This window comes from Gloeobacter kilaueensis JS1 (assembly GCF_000484535.1).
In the GTDB taxonomy this organism is placed as follows: domain Bacteria; phylum Cyanobacteriota; class Cyanobacteriia; order Gloeobacterales; family Gloeobacteraceae; genus Gloeobacter; species Gloeobacter kilaueensis.
In genome coordinates this window covers 3,540,425-3,556,222 of sequence record NC_022600.1, presented here as the reverse complement: position 1 = coordinate 3,556,222, position 15,798 = coordinate 3,540,425, and the positions used below count along the sequence as shown (strand labels likewise).

Sequence of the window (15,798 nt, the reverse complement as noted above, 5' to 3'; positions counted from 1 at the left end):
AAACATTGCCCAGCCTACCAGGGCCGTCTAGTGGATCGGATTGGCTTCGCTCTTACCGGCTTCGAGGGTGGATGCGCCCGGCGCACTGGGCTGCAGTTGGCCTGTCAGTTCACTCACGGCCCGGCGATACTGGGTATCTGCGTCGCCGGCAAAAGCGTCGGTCGCCACCAGTTGCTGGCGCAGTCCTTCGGCCATCGGCACCAGCACATCCGGCACCAGTCCTTTTTTGTGGATCTCGCGACCGGCGGGCGTCTGGTAGCGGGCGATCGTGACGTTCAGGCCCGAGCCGTCGGAGAGCGTGTTCATCTGCTGGATCACCCCTTTGCCGAAGGTGATCGTGCCGACCAGTCTGGCGCGGCGGTTGTCCTGCAGGGCACCGGCGACGATCTCGCTCGCTGAGGCGGAGCCGCGATCGACCAGCACCACCAGGGGCAGACCGGTGATCGCCCGGCGATCGGCCTGCAGCGTCTCGCGCTCGCCGTTGCGGTTGGTGGCCATGACGATCGTGCCCTGCTGCATCAGGAGGCTCGTGATCTCAGCCGCCGCGTCTACCCGGCCACCGGGGTTGCCCCGCAGATCGAGAATCCAGCCCTGGGCACCTTCGCCCTTGAGGCGTTCGATGGCGGTGCGCATCTCGGCGGGGGCTTTGCCGCTAAATTCTTCGAGGCGCAGGTAGCCAATCTTGTAGAGGCCCTCCTGCTTGAGCTGGGCGCTCACCACCGGCAATTCGATCGGGCTGCGCTTGAGGGTGACGGTCAATTTCTGGCTGCCGCCGCGCAACAGGGCGAGGGTGACGGTCGTATCTTTGTCGCCCCGGATGCGCTGGGTGACGGCATCGAGGCTGAGGCCCGCCACGGACTGGCCATCGACGGCGAGCAGTTGATCTTTAAGCTGCAGTCCGGCTCCGGAGGCCGGGCTGTCCGGAAAGACCCGCACGATCACAGGCGCGCCGGTGTCCTCGTTGGTGCCCAGGGTCATGCCGATGCCGATCCACTCGCCGTTGGTCTGCTCCAGCAGGTTCTGGTACTCGCGGGGAGTGAGAAAGCGCGTGTAGGGATCGCCCAGTTTTTTGAGCGTCGTGCGCAGAACCTGATAGGCATCCTCGCGGCTGGTGTACTCCCGTGCCAGCAGATCCCGGCGCACCTGCTGCCAGTCGAGATTGTTAAAGCTGTGATCGGCGAACTCGCGATCGACCGTCTGCCACACCTCGTCCACCAGCGCCTTGGGGGTATCCTGCAAGGACAGTTTGCGGAGTGTCGTGGTCGCCTGACTCTGGGCAAGCACCGGGGTGCTCAATAGCGCGAGCCACACCAAAAAAAGCCACAGCCAGCGCTGCTGCCTGCTCATCGTCAATTTCCTCACTTCAAGCGCACCGTAAGCGTGCGATTTGTGCTCATTATCGCCCCGGTTGGCCGCAGGTTCTGTCGTAAACCCAACGAATCGCATCGACCACCGCCGCCGGACAGTCCATGGGCAGGTAGGTGCTGCAGCCTTCTAGCACCTCATGCCGACTGTTGGCAGAAAGTGTAGCCAGCTCAGACTGCAACTGCTCCCAGATCTGTTGGGCCTGGGCGATCGGAAAGTCCTTTGGGTAGTTTGCCGCATCGAGGTGGTCTCCGGCGGTGACGACCGCCAGGGGCAGATCGCCCAGGGAGCCGGTAGCGCGGACCTGCCCGGCACTCTCGTCAAATTGCTGGTACTCGCCGTAGAGGGTGTTGCAGTAGAGCGAGCGATAGATACCCGCCAGAACCTGCTGCTGCTTTTCGGAGGGCAATTTTTCGAGAATCCGCAGCCGCGCCAGGGCTCCCCACCAGCCCAAAAAGCGAATGAGCCCCAGCGGCGCAAGCAGCCGCAGCACGCCCAGCAACTGCAACTCCCGCTCGCCCACCTCGCGCAGGGCAGGCAGGATGCGCGTTTTTTCTTCCTCGTGGGCGGCGTCGAGCAGGACCATGCCCGCTACCTCCTGCGGGTAGAGGTGGGCGAACATGCGGACGTGCAGGGCACCTGTCGATCGCCCGACCAGGATGTACGGTCCTTCGATCCCGGCAGCCTCAAGCAGGGCGTGCAGTTCTTCGGCCACCGACCGGCTGCTCGCGTTTTTGAGGCTGATGTCGCTCCAGCCATAACCGGACCGGTCGTAGGCGACGGCGCAGGTAAATTTTGCCACCTCCGGCAGGACGCGGAACCATTCGATAGACCAGCTACCGCCTCCCGCCTCAAAGACCACCGTCGGCCCGCCCTGGCCCGCCACCTGGATGTGCAGGCGGTGACCGCCCATGTCGATGAGCCGCCCAGGCGGCGGCCAGTTGCGCCGGTCGAGGACCGAGGCGAGCGCCTGGTAGATCGCCCCCACATCCGCCGTTATAAATGCCAGCAGGGCCAGATTGCCCAGAGTGTCCGCGAGCGCCATATCCTGTGTCTGCCCTGTTCCCCTCGCTCATCGTAGAAGCGTTTTGCCCGTCAGAGAGCAGGTAGCGGCAGGCACAGCGATACAATCGAAGGAATCTGGGACATTCTATGCGACTACTTTCTCGGCGCTCAGATAGACTTCCACCAGGCCGACAGATGCGGCTTATCGGGCGCAACGGCTCATCGTCGCTTGCGATCGAGCGCATCGGTCTTGAGCGCTCGTGGGGAGATGTCTACCACTTTTTGCTGACGATTTCCTGGACCGGGTTGTTGCTGCTGGTGATCGGGCTCTACCTGTTCGCCAACGTCTTTTTTGCCGGGCTGTACCTGTTGGGCGGCGATGCCATTCTCAATGCCCGCCACGGTTCCTTTGAGGACGCTTTTTTCTTCAGCGTCCAGACCCTCGCCACGATCGGCTACGGCGTGATGTCACCGAAGACGACCTACGGCCATATCATCGCCTCGATCGAGGGCCTGGTGGGCTGGAGCGGCTTTGCCCTGGCCACCGGTTTGATGTTTGCCAAATTCTCAAAGCCGACGGCGCGGGTGCTCTTTAGCGACGTAGCGGTGATCAACCAGAGCCAGGGACGACCGACGCTATTCTTTCGCACCGCCAATCGTCGCCGCAACCAGATCTTCGAGGCCCAGGTGCGCCTGACCCTGGCACGGGACGAGACGCTGCCAAACGGTGAATTTATGCGCCGCTTTTATGACATGAAGCTCGTGCGCGGCCAGACATCGATCTTTGCTCTCACCTGGACGATCATGCACGTCATCGACGAAGAGAGCCCGCTATTTGGCCAGACGAGCGAGTCGCTGGCAGAAAGCCAGACAGAACTGATCGTCACCCTCACCGGTCTGGACGATACGGTTTCTCAAAATATTCACGCCCGGCACTCCTTTATTGCCTCTGAGATCCTCTTTGAGCATCGGCTGACGGATATCATCACCCGCACGCCGGAGGGCAGGCGCATCCTCGATTATTCGCGCTTCCACGATGTCGAAGCCCTCGTCGCCCAGCCCGAGACGGCCCCGCCGCGCTAGATTCTGGTTGTACAGGCAATCAGGCTTCCCTGCAGGACGATAGGCTGCAGGCGCAGTGACAGGATGAGGCCCATCTTGGCAGCTGCCGGCTCTTCGAGAATGTCGGCGCTGAGCGGATCGACGATCTGACCTAAGGGCGTGCCAGGTTCGACGATCTGGCCGGGAGCAGCGCCCGCTACAAATAGACCGGCCCTCTGAGCGTGGATCGCCTCGATGTCGTCTGCAGTAATCGTCTCAGGCACCGCGACTCCAGGCGGCTCTGGCGGTGGGCCGGTGACGATCCCCATCTGCAGCATCAGCCGGATCAAGGCTGCCAGTAGCTGGTGGCAGAACAGCGGCTCGATCACCTGGCCCGCCCCAGCCTGCAGCAGCAGGGCGTCGATGCCCGCCTGGAACAGGTTGTGGGCAAGGCTGCCCTGGCTGGCCGAAAAAAGATCGTACCCGGCTGTGAGGCGGCCCGCTGGTGGGCGGCGCACCCGGATCACGGGCAACCCCATCGCCTTTGCCAGTTCAAGGGCGCGCGGCTGGCTAAAATGCACCTGCACCTGCGGCCATTCGGCCATCCCGTTTTCGGGGCCGCGCAGATCCACGCAGCAGTCGGAGTGGCGCACCTGCTCGAAGACCCAGCTCACCAGCCGCTGGGTCGTCTCCCCCTGGCTGTAACCCGGAAAAACCCGGTCGAGGTCGGTGTTGTCGAAGGGCCAGTAGCGACTGGCGGTGAGCAGTCCCGGCGCATTCACCGCCGGGAGCACCCGCACCCGACCGCGCAACTGGTAGTCGCTCTGCCGTTGCTCCTGCTTTTTTAACCAGCGCATGAGCAGATGACAGGTGTAGACGCTGTTGTAGGCGTGGCCGTGCAGGCCGCCCACCACGCTCAAGACCGGTCGGCCCCGGCCAAATTCGTTGAGGATCAGCGGTAAAGGGGCGGCGAAAGGAACCAGCAGCGGTCCGAGCGACTTTTGCATGGCGCTAGGTGTGTACCAGCCGGGCGACCAGGGAACCGGCATAGACCACCGGATGCACGCGCAGCGTAAAGAGCTGACCGTCGAGGGGGGCGATTATCTCCGCCTCCTGGCCGTTTATCGGATCGATCACCTGGCCAATCCGGCTGCCGCGCCGCAGGCGGTCCCCGAGGCTGAGGGCGGCGCGGGGCACAAACAGGCCGCCTCCTTCGGCGTTGACGTAGACGATGTTGAACTCTCCTGCCTGCAGGGGCCGGTGGGGCACCGCCGCCGTCTGGGGTCCGCTCAAGATGCCGAGTTTGAGCAGCCACTGCAGGATGCCGCGAAAAACCCGCTCGCTGTAGGTGCGGTGGATCCGACTGCCGGTACCCAGCTCGATTACAAGGGCCGGTACATTCTGCTCGAAGAGCGCCTGGGCAATCGTGCCTGCAATCCAGTTGTGGCTCGAATGGCTCCAGACGAGATCGAGCCCGAGGCAATTGGCCCACTCTATAAGGCGCGGCTCCTGGACGACGCGCACCTGGGGCAGTTCTTCAAGAAAACCGTTGGAGCTGTGGATATCGATGCAGGCGCTGGAGCGGGCGGCGATCGAGAAGATGGCTGCTGCCAGCCGCTCGCACTCGTTGCCCCCCGCCTGGCCTGGAAAGCTGCGGTTGAGATCGCTGCCCATCGCCGGTACAAAGCGTTCCGCAAGGCTGCCCGCCAGCGGATTGGCGTTGGGCAGGACGTTGATCGCACCGAGCAACCGCCAGCCGGCGGGCAGGCGCTGCAAAAAGCGCGAGAGCAGATGACAGATATAACCGCCGTCCAGCTCGTCGCCGTGCAGTCCACTTAAGATCGTCACTTCCTGGGCTCCGGTGTGCCAGCGCGGCTCGAAGCGGTGGTTGATCAGGCGGATCTGCTGGGCAAATGGCAGGTCCAGGGCAAATACCAGCTGGCGCTCGAAGTGGATGGCGGCGGAGGTGGGCATGGAGATCAAGCTGGAGATCGAGCCGGTTTGCCCTTTATTCTAGAACCCCGGCGATTGTCGCCTGAGTGTCCGGCAGCGATTTATCGGGCGATCGAGCCCTCCGGATTGCCCGCTTCCTCCGCTCCGGCGATGCTCTACTTGTTCTCAAGCAGTGGCGATGCAAGAAGCGGCGCAGATCCTGCACAAACTCTGGGGCTATCCCGGCTTCCGCCCCCAGCAACTGCCGATCGTCGAGGCGATCGCAGGCGGTCGGGATGTGCTTGCGATTTTGCCCACCGGCGGCGGCAAAAGCGTGACCTTCCAGATCCCGGCCTTGCTTTGCTCCGGAACGACGCTGGTTGTCACGCCGCTGGTGGCGCTCATGGAAGATCAGGTGAGCCGCCTGCGGGCGATGCGCATCGCCGCCGCCTGCCTGCACGGTGAACTTTCGGCTGAGCGGCGCAGCGAAGTGCTCAAAGGGATCGGCGATGGGCGCTGGTCACTGTTGTATCTTTCTCCTGAAACCCTGCTCAGCCCGGCGGTCTGGCCCCGGCTGCTCACCACCGACATCAGCCGCATCGTTCTGGATGAGGCCCACTGCCTGGTGAGCTGGGGCAGCAGTTTCAGGCCCAGCTACCACCGCCTGGGAGCCGCCCGCCTGGCCCTCGGCGCACCGCCGCTGTGCGCTTTGACGGCCACCGCCACTGCGGCGGCAGCGGCAAAATTAGAGCGCCTGCTGGGGCTCATCGATCCGGTGCGCCTGGTCCAGCCGCCTTACCGCGCCAACTTGTTTTTACAAGTGCGCTGGATGTGGTCGAACCCGCAGCGGCTGGGGGCAATGCGGGCGTTTCTCGCAACCTGTCCCCCAGATAGCAGTGGCTTGATTTATCTGCGCACCCGCGCCGGGGCGGAGCGGCTGGCCCGGCAACTGGCGAGCCTGGGCTACCGCTGCACCCACTACCACGCTGGATTAGCGGGCCCAACCCGCCGGGCGATCGAGCGCGACTGGCTGGCTGGCCGCCAGCAATTTCTGCTTGCCACCAACGCCTTCGGTATGGGGGTAGACGCTCCCCACGTGCGCTGGGTGATCCACGCCAACACCCCGCCCAGCCTCGAAGAGTACCTGCAAGAAATTGGCCGGGCGGGCCGCGACGGTGAACCGGCTACGGCTTTGCTACTGGCAAGCGAGCCGAGCGGGCTCATCGAGCCGAGCGATCACAACCTCCACCGGCATTTTCACGAACAACAGCAGCGCCACTGGCAACAGGCCCGACAGGCTCTCGCCCAACTGCCTGCACGGGGCGCGTTTCGAGCCGATCTGGCCCTCAGCCTCGCCCTGCTGCACGAGTGTGGCCAACTTGTCTGGGAGACGCCTTTTGTTTACCGGATCACTCAAAGCGCCGCAATTTTTTCTCAACCCGCACCTACTCATCTGTTGCGCAGCTATCTTTTGACCCGGCACTGCCGCTGGCAATTTCTGCTCTCGGCGTTCGGTCAGGCGCACAGTGCGCCCTGCGGCCACTGCGATCGCTGCTGCCGGACGCTTCGCTGACAACTATTTTCAAGAGCAAGCCGTGGACGAATCGACATCCCCCCCGCAAGAAACCTGGATCAGCCAGGCCAGACTGGCAGAACTCTTTGGCCTGCCGGTGCCCGCTATGGGCACAGTGCTGCAGAATCTGGGCCTCAAAGCGCCGCCTGGCCAGCCGAGCGCGCTCGCCCACGAGCAGCAGCTGTGCTGCCTCTCGCCCCTTGCCGATGGTGCGCCAGTGTATCTCTGGCACCAGCAAAAGCTGCTGGAGTTGCTCGCAGCCCAGGGACTCTCGCCCCTTACCCGCCAGCAGATGCGCTGCCGGGAATTTGCCGAAGGGCTTATCCAGGCAGATCGAGAATTCAAAAGCGCCACCAGTCCCCTCGAAGAAAAAGCGGCCCTGCTGCTGCGCTCGGTGATCTACGAGCAACTGGGTTCCACCGATATCGCGCTGGTCAATCGCTTTCTTGGAGATTTTGGTTCCGAGTTGCGTCTACCGCCGGTGGAGCCTTAAAAACCGTTCCCAGGCTTAATCCCGACGCTCAGGCCGTCCGGGGTGGGCAGGCAGGCGGCCACACAGTGGGAGGTGAGAAAGACGTGAAACTCCTGCATCGCCTCGATCGAGCGCTGATCGAGGTTGCGGTCGGGCGCACGGCCCGCCAGATAGCCAAAAAGGTAGGTGTTGTCGGCGACGATCAATCCTCCAGGCCGCAGGTGATCGAAGGCCCAGCGGGCGTAGAGTGGATAGCCGCTCTTGTCGGCGTCGATAAAGACCGCGTCGAAGGGAGCGTGCGCCTCCAGCTTCTTCAGGCTCTCCCTCCCGTCCCCTTCTAAAATCGTCACCTGCGAGCCGTAACCCGCCCGCTCGAAGACGCCCCGCGCCACCTCAGCGTGTCTGGAACTGTACTCGCAGGTCCACAGATGCCCGTCAACTCCCAGCGCTCTGAGCATCCAGAGGCCCGAGTAGCCCGAGAGGGTGCCGAACTCGACGACGCGCTTTGCCCGAATCATCTGCAGGAGCAGGCGCAGGATCGAACCGTCCGTCGGTGAAATCTGGATGCGCGGCATATCCGTGCGCTCCAACTCGCCGACCGCATCGGTCAGATCGTTAGCCGGTGGGCTATAGAGGCTCTCGATATAGTCGCGAATCGCAAGCGAAGAGTAACCGCCCGTTCCGCTGCGCGTCGTATCGTCTGCCACCTGAGATCACTCCTGCTCGTCTGCAACCTCTACGATAACTGCATCCAGACCGAGAAGCAGGAGAGGCGATGGCTCCCAAAATCAGCGGGCGCAACCAGTTGCCCGGACGGATTATCGAGTTGCAGTTAGGAGACATTCTGGCGGAGGTGAGTGTCCAGGTGGGCGATCAGGTGGTCGATGCGGTGATCACCCGCCGCTCGGCGGAAAACCTGCAGCTCAAAGTGGGCGATCCGGTGACGATGCTCATCAAGGCGACCGAAGTGATGGTGATTAAAGACATGCCCTGATCGAGTGTTTGCCCAGAGTGGCCAGCTCCATTCCACCGGCAATGGCAACAGGGTCGCTGCCTGCCGCTCGTCTCCATTTACATGAGTACCGTCACCTTATCTTGCCAAGCATGGGTGAAACATTGATTTTTCGCGAGCTGAAACGCCGTACTTTCATCGAAAAATCTTAAGGTGGGAGCTTCGAGCTAGGTCATGACTTGTAAGTATTGCTATACAAAGTTAGTGCTCAGCGCTTCAGTATACAGATTGAAACATAATGCTACAGAAGTTGATGGCCTTGTCCTATAGACAGGTGCAGCTTCTCTCGTGTACCTTTTCTCATGGATGGCAAGCCCACTTGTCCTCCTCCTTCTAACCTTTTCTTAACCACTTCCATTCGAGGTTGCACTTATGCTCAGGCGGCTTTTGTGCCTGTTCGTCGTGCTCGTTTTTGCCTTGCAATCCTTTCCAGCCTACGCTGGCACTTCCCTCAGTTTTCAAACAGGCCAATTCAGCTACGACCAGGTAGACCTTGCCCTTGGCTCACGCGCTCCTATTCGGCTTTTGCGGCACTACCAGTCACCTTCGACTACCGACAACACCAAGGTTCCGAACGGTCCTTTCGGCAAAAATACCCACCTGGGCCTCTGGAGCCTCACCGCCCAACTTACCAGTGGCCATGTCCGCATCTTCTTGCCCACCGGCGAAGAAACCAACTTCAACCTCTACAGCGGCAGTACCTACAGCAACGCCGAAGCCGACGACAGTCTGCGCGGCACCGTCACCCTCAGCGGCACAAAGATTACCCTGCAGCTGGAAAATGGCACCTCACTCATCTTCAACCACACCAGCACCAGCGGTGCCCAGCAACTCACCCAAATCACCGACCGCTTCGGTGTCTCTATCAATCTGACTTATACCGGCAACAACCTCACCAAAGTCGAAAACTCCTTTGGTCAGGGCATCAATCTTTCCTACGGCAATACGTCCTATCCGGCTCAGATTACCCAGGCCAGCCTCTATAGAAACGGCGCTACCCTCTCTGGACCTTACCTTGTCAAGTACACCTACGACTCTTCTGGCCGCCTCCAGTACTTCGACAACGCTGTTCACAATCAGCCCGTCAATACTCTCGATTCCAGCAACAAGATCACCACCCGTACCGCCAATGGCCGCACCATCTATGGCTGGAACAGCACCAGCAATCAGCTCAGCACGATCACCACGCCCCGTGGTATCGTGCAGCTCACCAACACCTGGACGAACAACAAAGTCAGCAAGCAGACTTTACCAGGTACCAGCACCAGTACAGCCACCGACGATATCGTTTCACTCTACGACTACTACGGCACAGGTGATAGTCAAAACACGAAGGTCACCGACGCCTACAACATCTACCACTACTATTACGACGCCAAAGGCTATCTCACCTCCGAAAGCGAAGAGTACTTTAACACTTCCACTAGCTATAACTTCGACCAGAATACCGGCCTATTGATGAGCCTGACCAATGCTCGTGGCTACTCCACCAGCTTCGAGTACAACCAGCCTTATAGTATCGACTATCACCTCAGCAAAATTACCGATTCTAACCCGGCGATTACCACCAGTTTTGATTTCAGTGGTCCCTATGGTCAGCTCAAGAGCGTCAGTGACCCCAATCACAACACAACAACCTTTGCTCACAGTTACAACATTAGCTCGACGGTCACTGGTTTGCTCAGCCAGATCAGTGATGCTTTGCCTTCCTATCAGAATTTCACGAACTACAACTCCTATGCTCAGTTACTGAACAGTACCGATGGCGTCGGTCGTTCTACCAGCTATAGCTACAAACCCACTTCCGCTTTAGGTAGTCAAGACCTCAACGAAGTCGTTGGACCGGATGGCATCCATCGCAAACTCGACTACGATGTGCTCTCAAGGGTCAAACAAACTTACCGCACCAACAGTAGCGGCAGCGACACAACCGACATCACCAACTACTAAGTAGGCGGAGGTTGAAATACAGCATATGATACAAGTGCTGCCTCTGCCAACTAACCATGCCCTATCATCGCATCTACCTGACACCCCAGGAAGAAGACGACCTCCAAAAACTCAGCGACGACCTCACCGTTCCTCAGCGTGTACGCCAACGTGCTCAAACCGTACGGCTGAGTATGCATGGCATGACTGCACCTCAAATTGCTGCCTACCTCGGTTGTGCCCCATCTACAGTGCGCACTACCTTCCGCCGTTGGTGGGACCACGGCCTGCAGGGATTGTTCGAGGCTAAGGGTCGTGGTGCCAGACCGAAACTCGCAGCGGAAGACTTTGAGTTTCTCAGACAACAGATGCAGCAACACCCAAAAGCCTACAATGCGAGACACTTGGCTACTCTGCTTCAGCAGCGGGGGGTGCAAGTGCATCCAGACTATCTCAGGCAGGTTCTCAAAAAAAAAGATTCAGTTGGCAAAGAATAAGGCACAGCATTGTCAAACGCCAAAACCCAGAGCATAAGCAGAGCAAATCGAACGACCTGGAAACTCTAAAACTGGCTGAGCAAGAAGGTTTGGTGCATATCAAATATCTTGACGAGTCGGGTTTTAGCCTACCAAGTGTGATTGGCTATACCTGGGCAGAAGTCGGTAAGCAAAAACGGATCGAGCAGCCAAATCGTCGAGGCAAACGCATCAGTGTGCTTGGGATATATGCTCCGGGAGAAGCCTTCAACTATGGTGTGAGTTTGGGAAGCATAAAAAACGATGTGTATATCGAGTTAATGGATTGGGAAGCGAAAAGAGCCGCCGAAAGACTGGCAGAGACTGGTCAAATAACAGTGATAGTGCAAGATAATTATTCAGTGCATAAACATTGGCGGGTGAAAGAGCGATGGCCAGTATGGGAGAGGCAAGGGTTGTACGTGTTCTTTCTGCCAGTATGTTGCCCAGAGATGAATCGCATAGAGGAGGAATGGCACCAGGTAAAAGCTCACCATATGAAGTGTCGTAGCTTCGAGATGGAGTATGAACTTGCGGAAGCAGTGATTGAGGCCATAGATGAGCGATATCTGGGCAAGGGGTTGCAGTGTGAACGTTATCTGTTTAATTGACTCCGTCTACTTATTACGACCAGCTCAATCGCGTGTATCGCATCGAGCGGCCTGCCTCAGCCTGGAACGAGTATATTACCTACGACGACGACAGCAACGTTACGGCCATCGTTGCTGCCAACGGGGTGATTACCAAGTACACCTACAACGCGATGGACCAGGTGGCCACCCGCTCACAAAACAGCTACACCGAGTCCTACTACTACGACTACTACGGTCGGCTTGCTCACAAAGTAGACCCGAACGGCAAGGACACCTACTACGACTACGACGCCAAAAGTCGCCTATCGAAGGTGACTTACACCCAGGACAACACCTCTGTTACCTACAGCTACGACGAGTTGGACCGGCTGACATCGGCAATTGATACCGGTGATGCGGCCAAGAACGTTAGCATCGACTATTACGACGACAACAGCAACATTGCTGGTCCGAAGAGTGTCACCACCGGCAGTGATACGCTCCATTACGACTACGACAATGCAGGCCGGCTGACGACGATTTCGCGTCAGTCGCTTGTGCCCGACCCACCGGTAGTCAGTTCTTTTTCGCCCACCAGCGGTGTGCCGCCGGTGTCGATCACGATTAGCGGCAATAACTTTAACGGCGCAACAGCGGTCAAAATCGGCAGCAGCAATGTCAGTTCTTTCAGTGTTTCCAGCAATACGACGATTGTTGCCCAACTCAACAGCCAGATAGCGAGTGGTCCGATTTCTGTGACCACGCCTTATGGCACGGGCACCTCCTCCGGCACCTTCACCGTCAAATCGCCGCCGCCGCCGAGTTTGACCATCACAGGCATTTCTCCCAGTTCAGTCGATGGTTACGACACGGTGACAGTGACAGGCACGGGTTTTAGCGGTGTGAGTTCTGTCAAGTTTGTCAAGGGCAGCACCAGCTACTCAGCAGGTTACACGGTCCAATCGAGCAGCAGTTTGACGGCCCCGGCTCCGAATGTCACAGGTGTGTTTAACATCCAGGTGTGTACATCTGGTTGTGTGACTTCCACGGCTACAGTTTCAGTGCAAAAGCTTTGCACCACCTGTGTGCCTGAGAAAGCGCCCAGTGACCGCAGCCAGAAACTCTCCGAGCAGCCAGCAGCAAGCGAGGTGGAAGCCGCAGCCGGTGATGGTGCCGACAGTGCCAATGTGCCCGTAGTGACCGACGGTGTTGTGCAGACGGCTTTACTGAGCTACACGTACTACCCGGACGACGGCAGCTTAGCCAGTGCCATCTTGAAGGATGCGAGTAAGGGTGATATCTCCGTCTCGCTGAAGTACAACCAGGCAGGGGAGCTGACGGCACTGAACTATCCGGGCATCAGCGGCAGCTTCAGCTATTGCGGCAGTGGGGTGACGGGTTGCCCTTACGGCTATCTCAAGAGTGCGACTTACACAGCCGGCAGCACGACGTTGCGGGCCTTGAACTTCACCTATGAGGCGAGTCGGGGACGGCTTGCCACCCGAAGCGAGAGTGGTCCGAGTGTGCCCTCGATTGCGACAAGCCAGAGCCACAGCTACACAAACGACGACCAACTGACCAACACGACTACTCCTACTGCCGGGACGTACCACACCGACTACGACAAAGACGGCAACGCCACCTACATCAACCGCGCCGGTTCGACTTACAATCTGGTCTACGAGCCAGGCACCAACCGGATGACGAGCTTTGGTGGCTACAGCGAGACTTACGACAAGAATGGTCGGCTGACGGTACAAAGTGGTTCTTCCGGCACGGCCACCTTCACCTATAACCAGCGAGACCAACTCATCACCCTCAATGATGTGCCGGGCAACGTCAACATGAGCTTTGTGTACGACGCGCTTGGTCGGCGCATCAGCAAGACGGTCAACGGCACGAAGACGACGTTTGTCTACAGTGGCAACCAGGTGATCGAGGAGACAACCAACGGTGTGACCAAGCGCTACCTGGTCGGGTTGGGACTAGACGAGGTGTGGGCTACCCGAGCGGGGACGACGGACGAGTATCTGTTGCACGACCCGTACAACAACTCGGTCATCGCGGCAATCGACGGCAGCAGCAAGAGTGTGAAGACGGGCTACGGCTACAGTCCTTTTGGCGATACTTTCACAGCAAGCACCAGCAACAGCAGCAGCAACAATCTGCGCTATGCAGGCCGGGAGCAAGACTCCAATAGCTGGTACTACTACATGCGGGGCCGGTACTACATTCCTGGTCATCATCGCTACACGATGGAAGACCCGCTCGGTTTTGCAGGCGGTGACACCAACCTCTACCGCTACGTCGGCAACAACCCGCATACCGATAGCGATCCCTCTGGATTGGAGGGCGACGATAGGGGAGATGGAAGTGGTGGTACACCTTACGACCTAGCACCGGTCATTGTCATTGGACCGCGTTCCATTCTCGATCCCAATGCTCCTGCCTCATTCCTGGTTGGTACTGGCGTAACGATCGGTGCACCTGGAATTGGCGGCGGTGGTGGTGGTAACGGGGGTGGCGGCGGGCGGCCCTTTCCTCCGACTTCGCCTCCGGATATGACACCCAAGCAGCCGAACCCGAGCGACCCGAATGGGCCGATGATGCCTACTCAAGGCGTGCCCCTCTTGCTGGCACAGGCTTTGGGATGCAATTATGGATACTGCAACGAGGCAATAGTCAAAGATCGTGATCCGTCCTCTGGCAAAGTCAGAATACGTTCTTTTACTCCACTTGCTAGGAGTATAGCTAGACATGCTGCGAGCAACATAGCCCTAATCTGTCAAAGTCGGAGGAAGACTGCAAAACCATTGACTTTGTCTATTAGATTCTGGAGTACTTTTCCAAGGTCATTCAACTGGGTCACCTCTAGCCACGGCAATAATAAACTCAAGCAAACGAATGGCTGAATCATCAGTCGCATGTTGTTCAAAATCGCCTTCCATCCTTGTTTTTCATCCCACCACTTATGGGTGGTGTACATTGCAGGATAACGCTGACTCTCGCTTGCTTTGTCAGGAACCTCTTCCTCTGATTCTTCTCCCATCGTCGTTGTTTGCATACTCACCATTAAGTAGGCACTGCACACCATCTCCCACCACTTCTCGATGCCTCGGTAAGCTGTCAACTTGTAGTCCGTCCAGCCTAGTTCCGCTTTCACCTGACGAAAACCGTACTCGACCCAGGTTCTATCTCCAAACAAATTGCCTACCGTCTTTTCAATTTTTCCAGGCAGATTGGTCATGATATACCAGGTACTTTCCTCGGGCTGTTTCTCGATATCCGTCGTGATCTCGTAGTATCGCGTTGCCTTGCGTTTGCCAAAAATAATCTCGCGGATGTAGCGTGTTTCTGTCTTGCCATTACTGAATTGACGCTCGAAGCTTTTCCAGCGATTGCGACGAACAACCCAACCCTTGAGCATCCACACCCCGTGATTGGAGCGGATAGCAACGACATAGTGCAGTCGGTGTTTCCACAAAGTGTTGATAAAATCGCTACTTTCTCCATAGTGGCTGTCCGCTACTACCAGACCAATATTGAACCCCTGCTCACATAACTCATCAATCAAATCAGCAGCGATTTTGGGTTTACTCTTGTGCTGTTCGTTTTTAGCAAGACGGCACTCGGGTTTGAAAACCCTGAATAGCAATGGAAAGGTGATATTCCCCAGCAAACCGAAGGCATGAACGGAAACAATGCCGTTATCTATTTTGCCGACATTGCCGATGTATTGTCGGGAGACATAGTCGGTCTTCTTTCCCTTTTTCTTGTCGCCAGTTTCGTCAATGCAAACGGTGATAGAGCGTCCGTTCAGTGCTTGCTTGGTCAGTGCAATTCGTTGTTCTCTAAAGCATTCAACCGACCAGGGAGAGTGGACCAAAAAGTGATGAAAAGCCTGAGCGTCTGCGCCCACTGCTCTGGCTATCGCGGGCAGAGTTTTGCGTTTGACCTCGGAAACTAACCCGAGTTGCAAGCTTTTGAAGCATTCAAAAGTTCGGACGTCTGCAAACAGGTGTTGGTAAGTGGAACAGTATTGATCTACGAAAGGGACAGTGCTATTAGGTTTCCTTGGAGTGGTCATGACCGCAAATCCCTCCAGCAAGAGGCTTGCAGCGATCATTGTACCCAGTTTGACAGATCAGGGATAGATAAGCTAAGACCGCTTGGAATATTTGACGAGGCGGACCTAGCAGTACTCATTGACTCCATGCTGCAAAACGTCAGCCTTAATCCGATAAGATTATTAAGAGGAAGGACTGCCTTTTATAATCCAAAGACAAATGTACTCTTAATAAGAGATCCAGGTTCTCCAGATGGCGGCACCATATTCTTTGTTGACCCTCCTGGAGGTATAAGTGTTAATGAATACCTAAGAC

The 15,798-nt window shown here is 57.9% G+C and carries 13 protein-coding genes and 1 pseudogene; 8 read left to right on the top strand and 6 right to left on the bottom strand.

Going from position 1 to position 15,798, the window contains the following annotated elements; all coding sequences use genetic code 11:
* Positions 1-27: 27 nt before the first annotated feature.
* On the bottom strand, positions 28-1,347 hold the full coding sequence (locus tag GKIL_RS16480) for a S41 family peptidase (protein ID WP_023174911.1): 1,320 nt from the start codon (positions 1,345-1,347) through the stop codon (positions 28-30).
* Between the two features lie 49 nt (positions 1,348-1,396).
* Positions 1,397-2,410: an alpha/beta fold hydrolase gene (locus GKIL_RS16475; RefSeq protein ID WP_023174910.1), complete on the bottom strand. Its 1,014-nt coding sequence runs from the start codon at positions 2,408-2,410 to the stop codon at positions 1,397-1,399.
* Positions 2,411-2,565: 155 nt separating this feature from the next.
* Between GKIL_RS16475 and GKIL_RS16470 the strand changes: the two genes are divergently transcribed.
* Entirely contained in the window at positions 2,566-3,453 is an 888-nt protein-coding gene (locus GKIL_RS16470) for an ion channel (protein WP_023174909.1), read from the top strand.
* On the opposite strand, the gene GKIL_RS16465 is transcribed toward GKIL_RS16470, so the two are convergent.
* Together GKIL_RS16465 and GKIL_RS16460 are read right to left on the bottom strand one after the other, a co-directional pair.
* Positions 3,450-4,418, bottom strand: a complete 969-nt coding sequence (locus GKIL_RS16465) for a M14 family metallopeptidase (RefSeq protein ID WP_041244011.1) — start codon at positions 4,416-4,418, stop codon at positions 3,450-3,452. The two genes, GKIL_RS16470 and GKIL_RS16465, sit on opposite strands and share 4 nt — an antisense overlap.
* 4 nt (positions 4,419-4,422) lie before the next feature.
* A complete protein-coding gene (locus GKIL_RS16460; protein ID WP_023174907.1) occupies positions 4,423-5,385 on the bottom strand; it encodes a M14 family metallopeptidase in 963 nt (320 codons plus the stop codon).
* A 157-nt stretch (positions 5,386-5,542) separates the two neighbouring features.
* On the opposite strand from GKIL_RS16460, the gene GKIL_RS16455 reads away from it, so the two are divergent.
* Together GKIL_RS16455 and GKIL_RS16450 are read left to right on the top strand one after the other, a co-directional pair.
* Positions 5,543-6,916: a RecQ family ATP-dependent DNA helicase gene (locus GKIL_RS16455; RefSeq protein ID WP_023174906.1), complete on the top strand. Its 1,374-nt coding sequence runs from the start codon at positions 5,543-5,545 to the stop codon at positions 6,914-6,916.
* 22 nt (positions 6,917-6,938) lie between these two features.
* Positions 6,939-7,409: a hypothetical protein gene (locus GKIL_RS16450; RefSeq protein ID WP_144080415.1), complete on the top strand. Its 471-nt coding sequence runs from the start codon at positions 6,939-6,941 to the stop codon at positions 7,407-7,409.
* Here GKIL_RS16450 and GKIL_RS16445 read toward each other — a convergent pair.
* Complete coding sequence (locus GKIL_RS16445) at positions 7,406-8,095, bottom strand: O-methyltransferase (RefSeq protein WP_023174904.1); 690 nt, start codon at positions 8,093-8,095, stop codon at positions 7,406-7,408. The two genes, GKIL_RS16450 and GKIL_RS16445, sit on opposite strands and share 4 nt — an antisense overlap.
* Positions 8,096-8,163: 68 nt before the next feature.
* On the opposite strand from GKIL_RS16445, the gene GKIL_RS16440 reads away from it, so the two are divergent.
* From GKIL_RS16440 to GKIL_RS16420, 5 genes and pseudogenes are all read left to right on the top strand, one after another.
* Positions 8,164-8,382, top strand: coding sequence for a TOBE domain-containing protein (locus tag GKIL_RS16440; protein WP_023174903.1), 219 nt, complete (start codon positions 8,164-8,166; stop codon positions 8,380-8,382).
* Between the two features lie 390 nt (positions 8,383-8,772).
* Positions 8,773-10,350: a hypothetical protein gene (locus tag GKIL_RS16435; protein WP_023174902.1), complete on the top strand. Its 1,578-nt coding sequence runs from the start codon at positions 8,773-8,775 to the stop codon at positions 10,348-10,350.
* Between the two features lie 56 nt (positions 10,351-10,406).
* Positions 10,407-10,826: a helix-turn-helix domain-containing protein gene (locus GKIL_RS23800; protein WP_071824817.1), complete on the top strand. Its 420-nt coding sequence runs from the start codon at positions 10,407-10,409 to the stop codon at positions 10,824-10,826.
* Positions 10,823-11,455: a transposase gene (locus GKIL_RS16425; RefSeq protein ID WP_071824818.1), complete on the top strand. Its 633-nt coding sequence runs from the start codon at positions 10,823-10,825 to the stop codon at positions 11,453-11,455. Before GKIL_RS23800 ends, GKIL_RS16425 begins: the two co-directional genes overlap by 4 nt.
* 152 nt (positions 11,456-11,607) lie before the next feature.
* Positions 11,608-13,704, top strand: a pseudogene (locus GKIL_RS16420) (RHS repeat-associated core domain-containing protein); the annotation flags it as partial.
* 497 nt (positions 13,705-14,201) lie between these two features.
* On the opposite strand, the gene GKIL_RS25675 reads toward GKIL_RS16420, so the two are convergent.
* Positions 14,202-15,503: an IS701 family transposase gene (locus tag GKIL_RS25675; RefSeq protein ID WP_041244267.1), complete on the bottom strand. Its 1,302-nt coding sequence runs from the start codon at positions 15,501-15,503 to the stop codon at positions 14,202-14,204.
* Positions 15,504-15,798 lie beyond the last annotated feature (295 nt).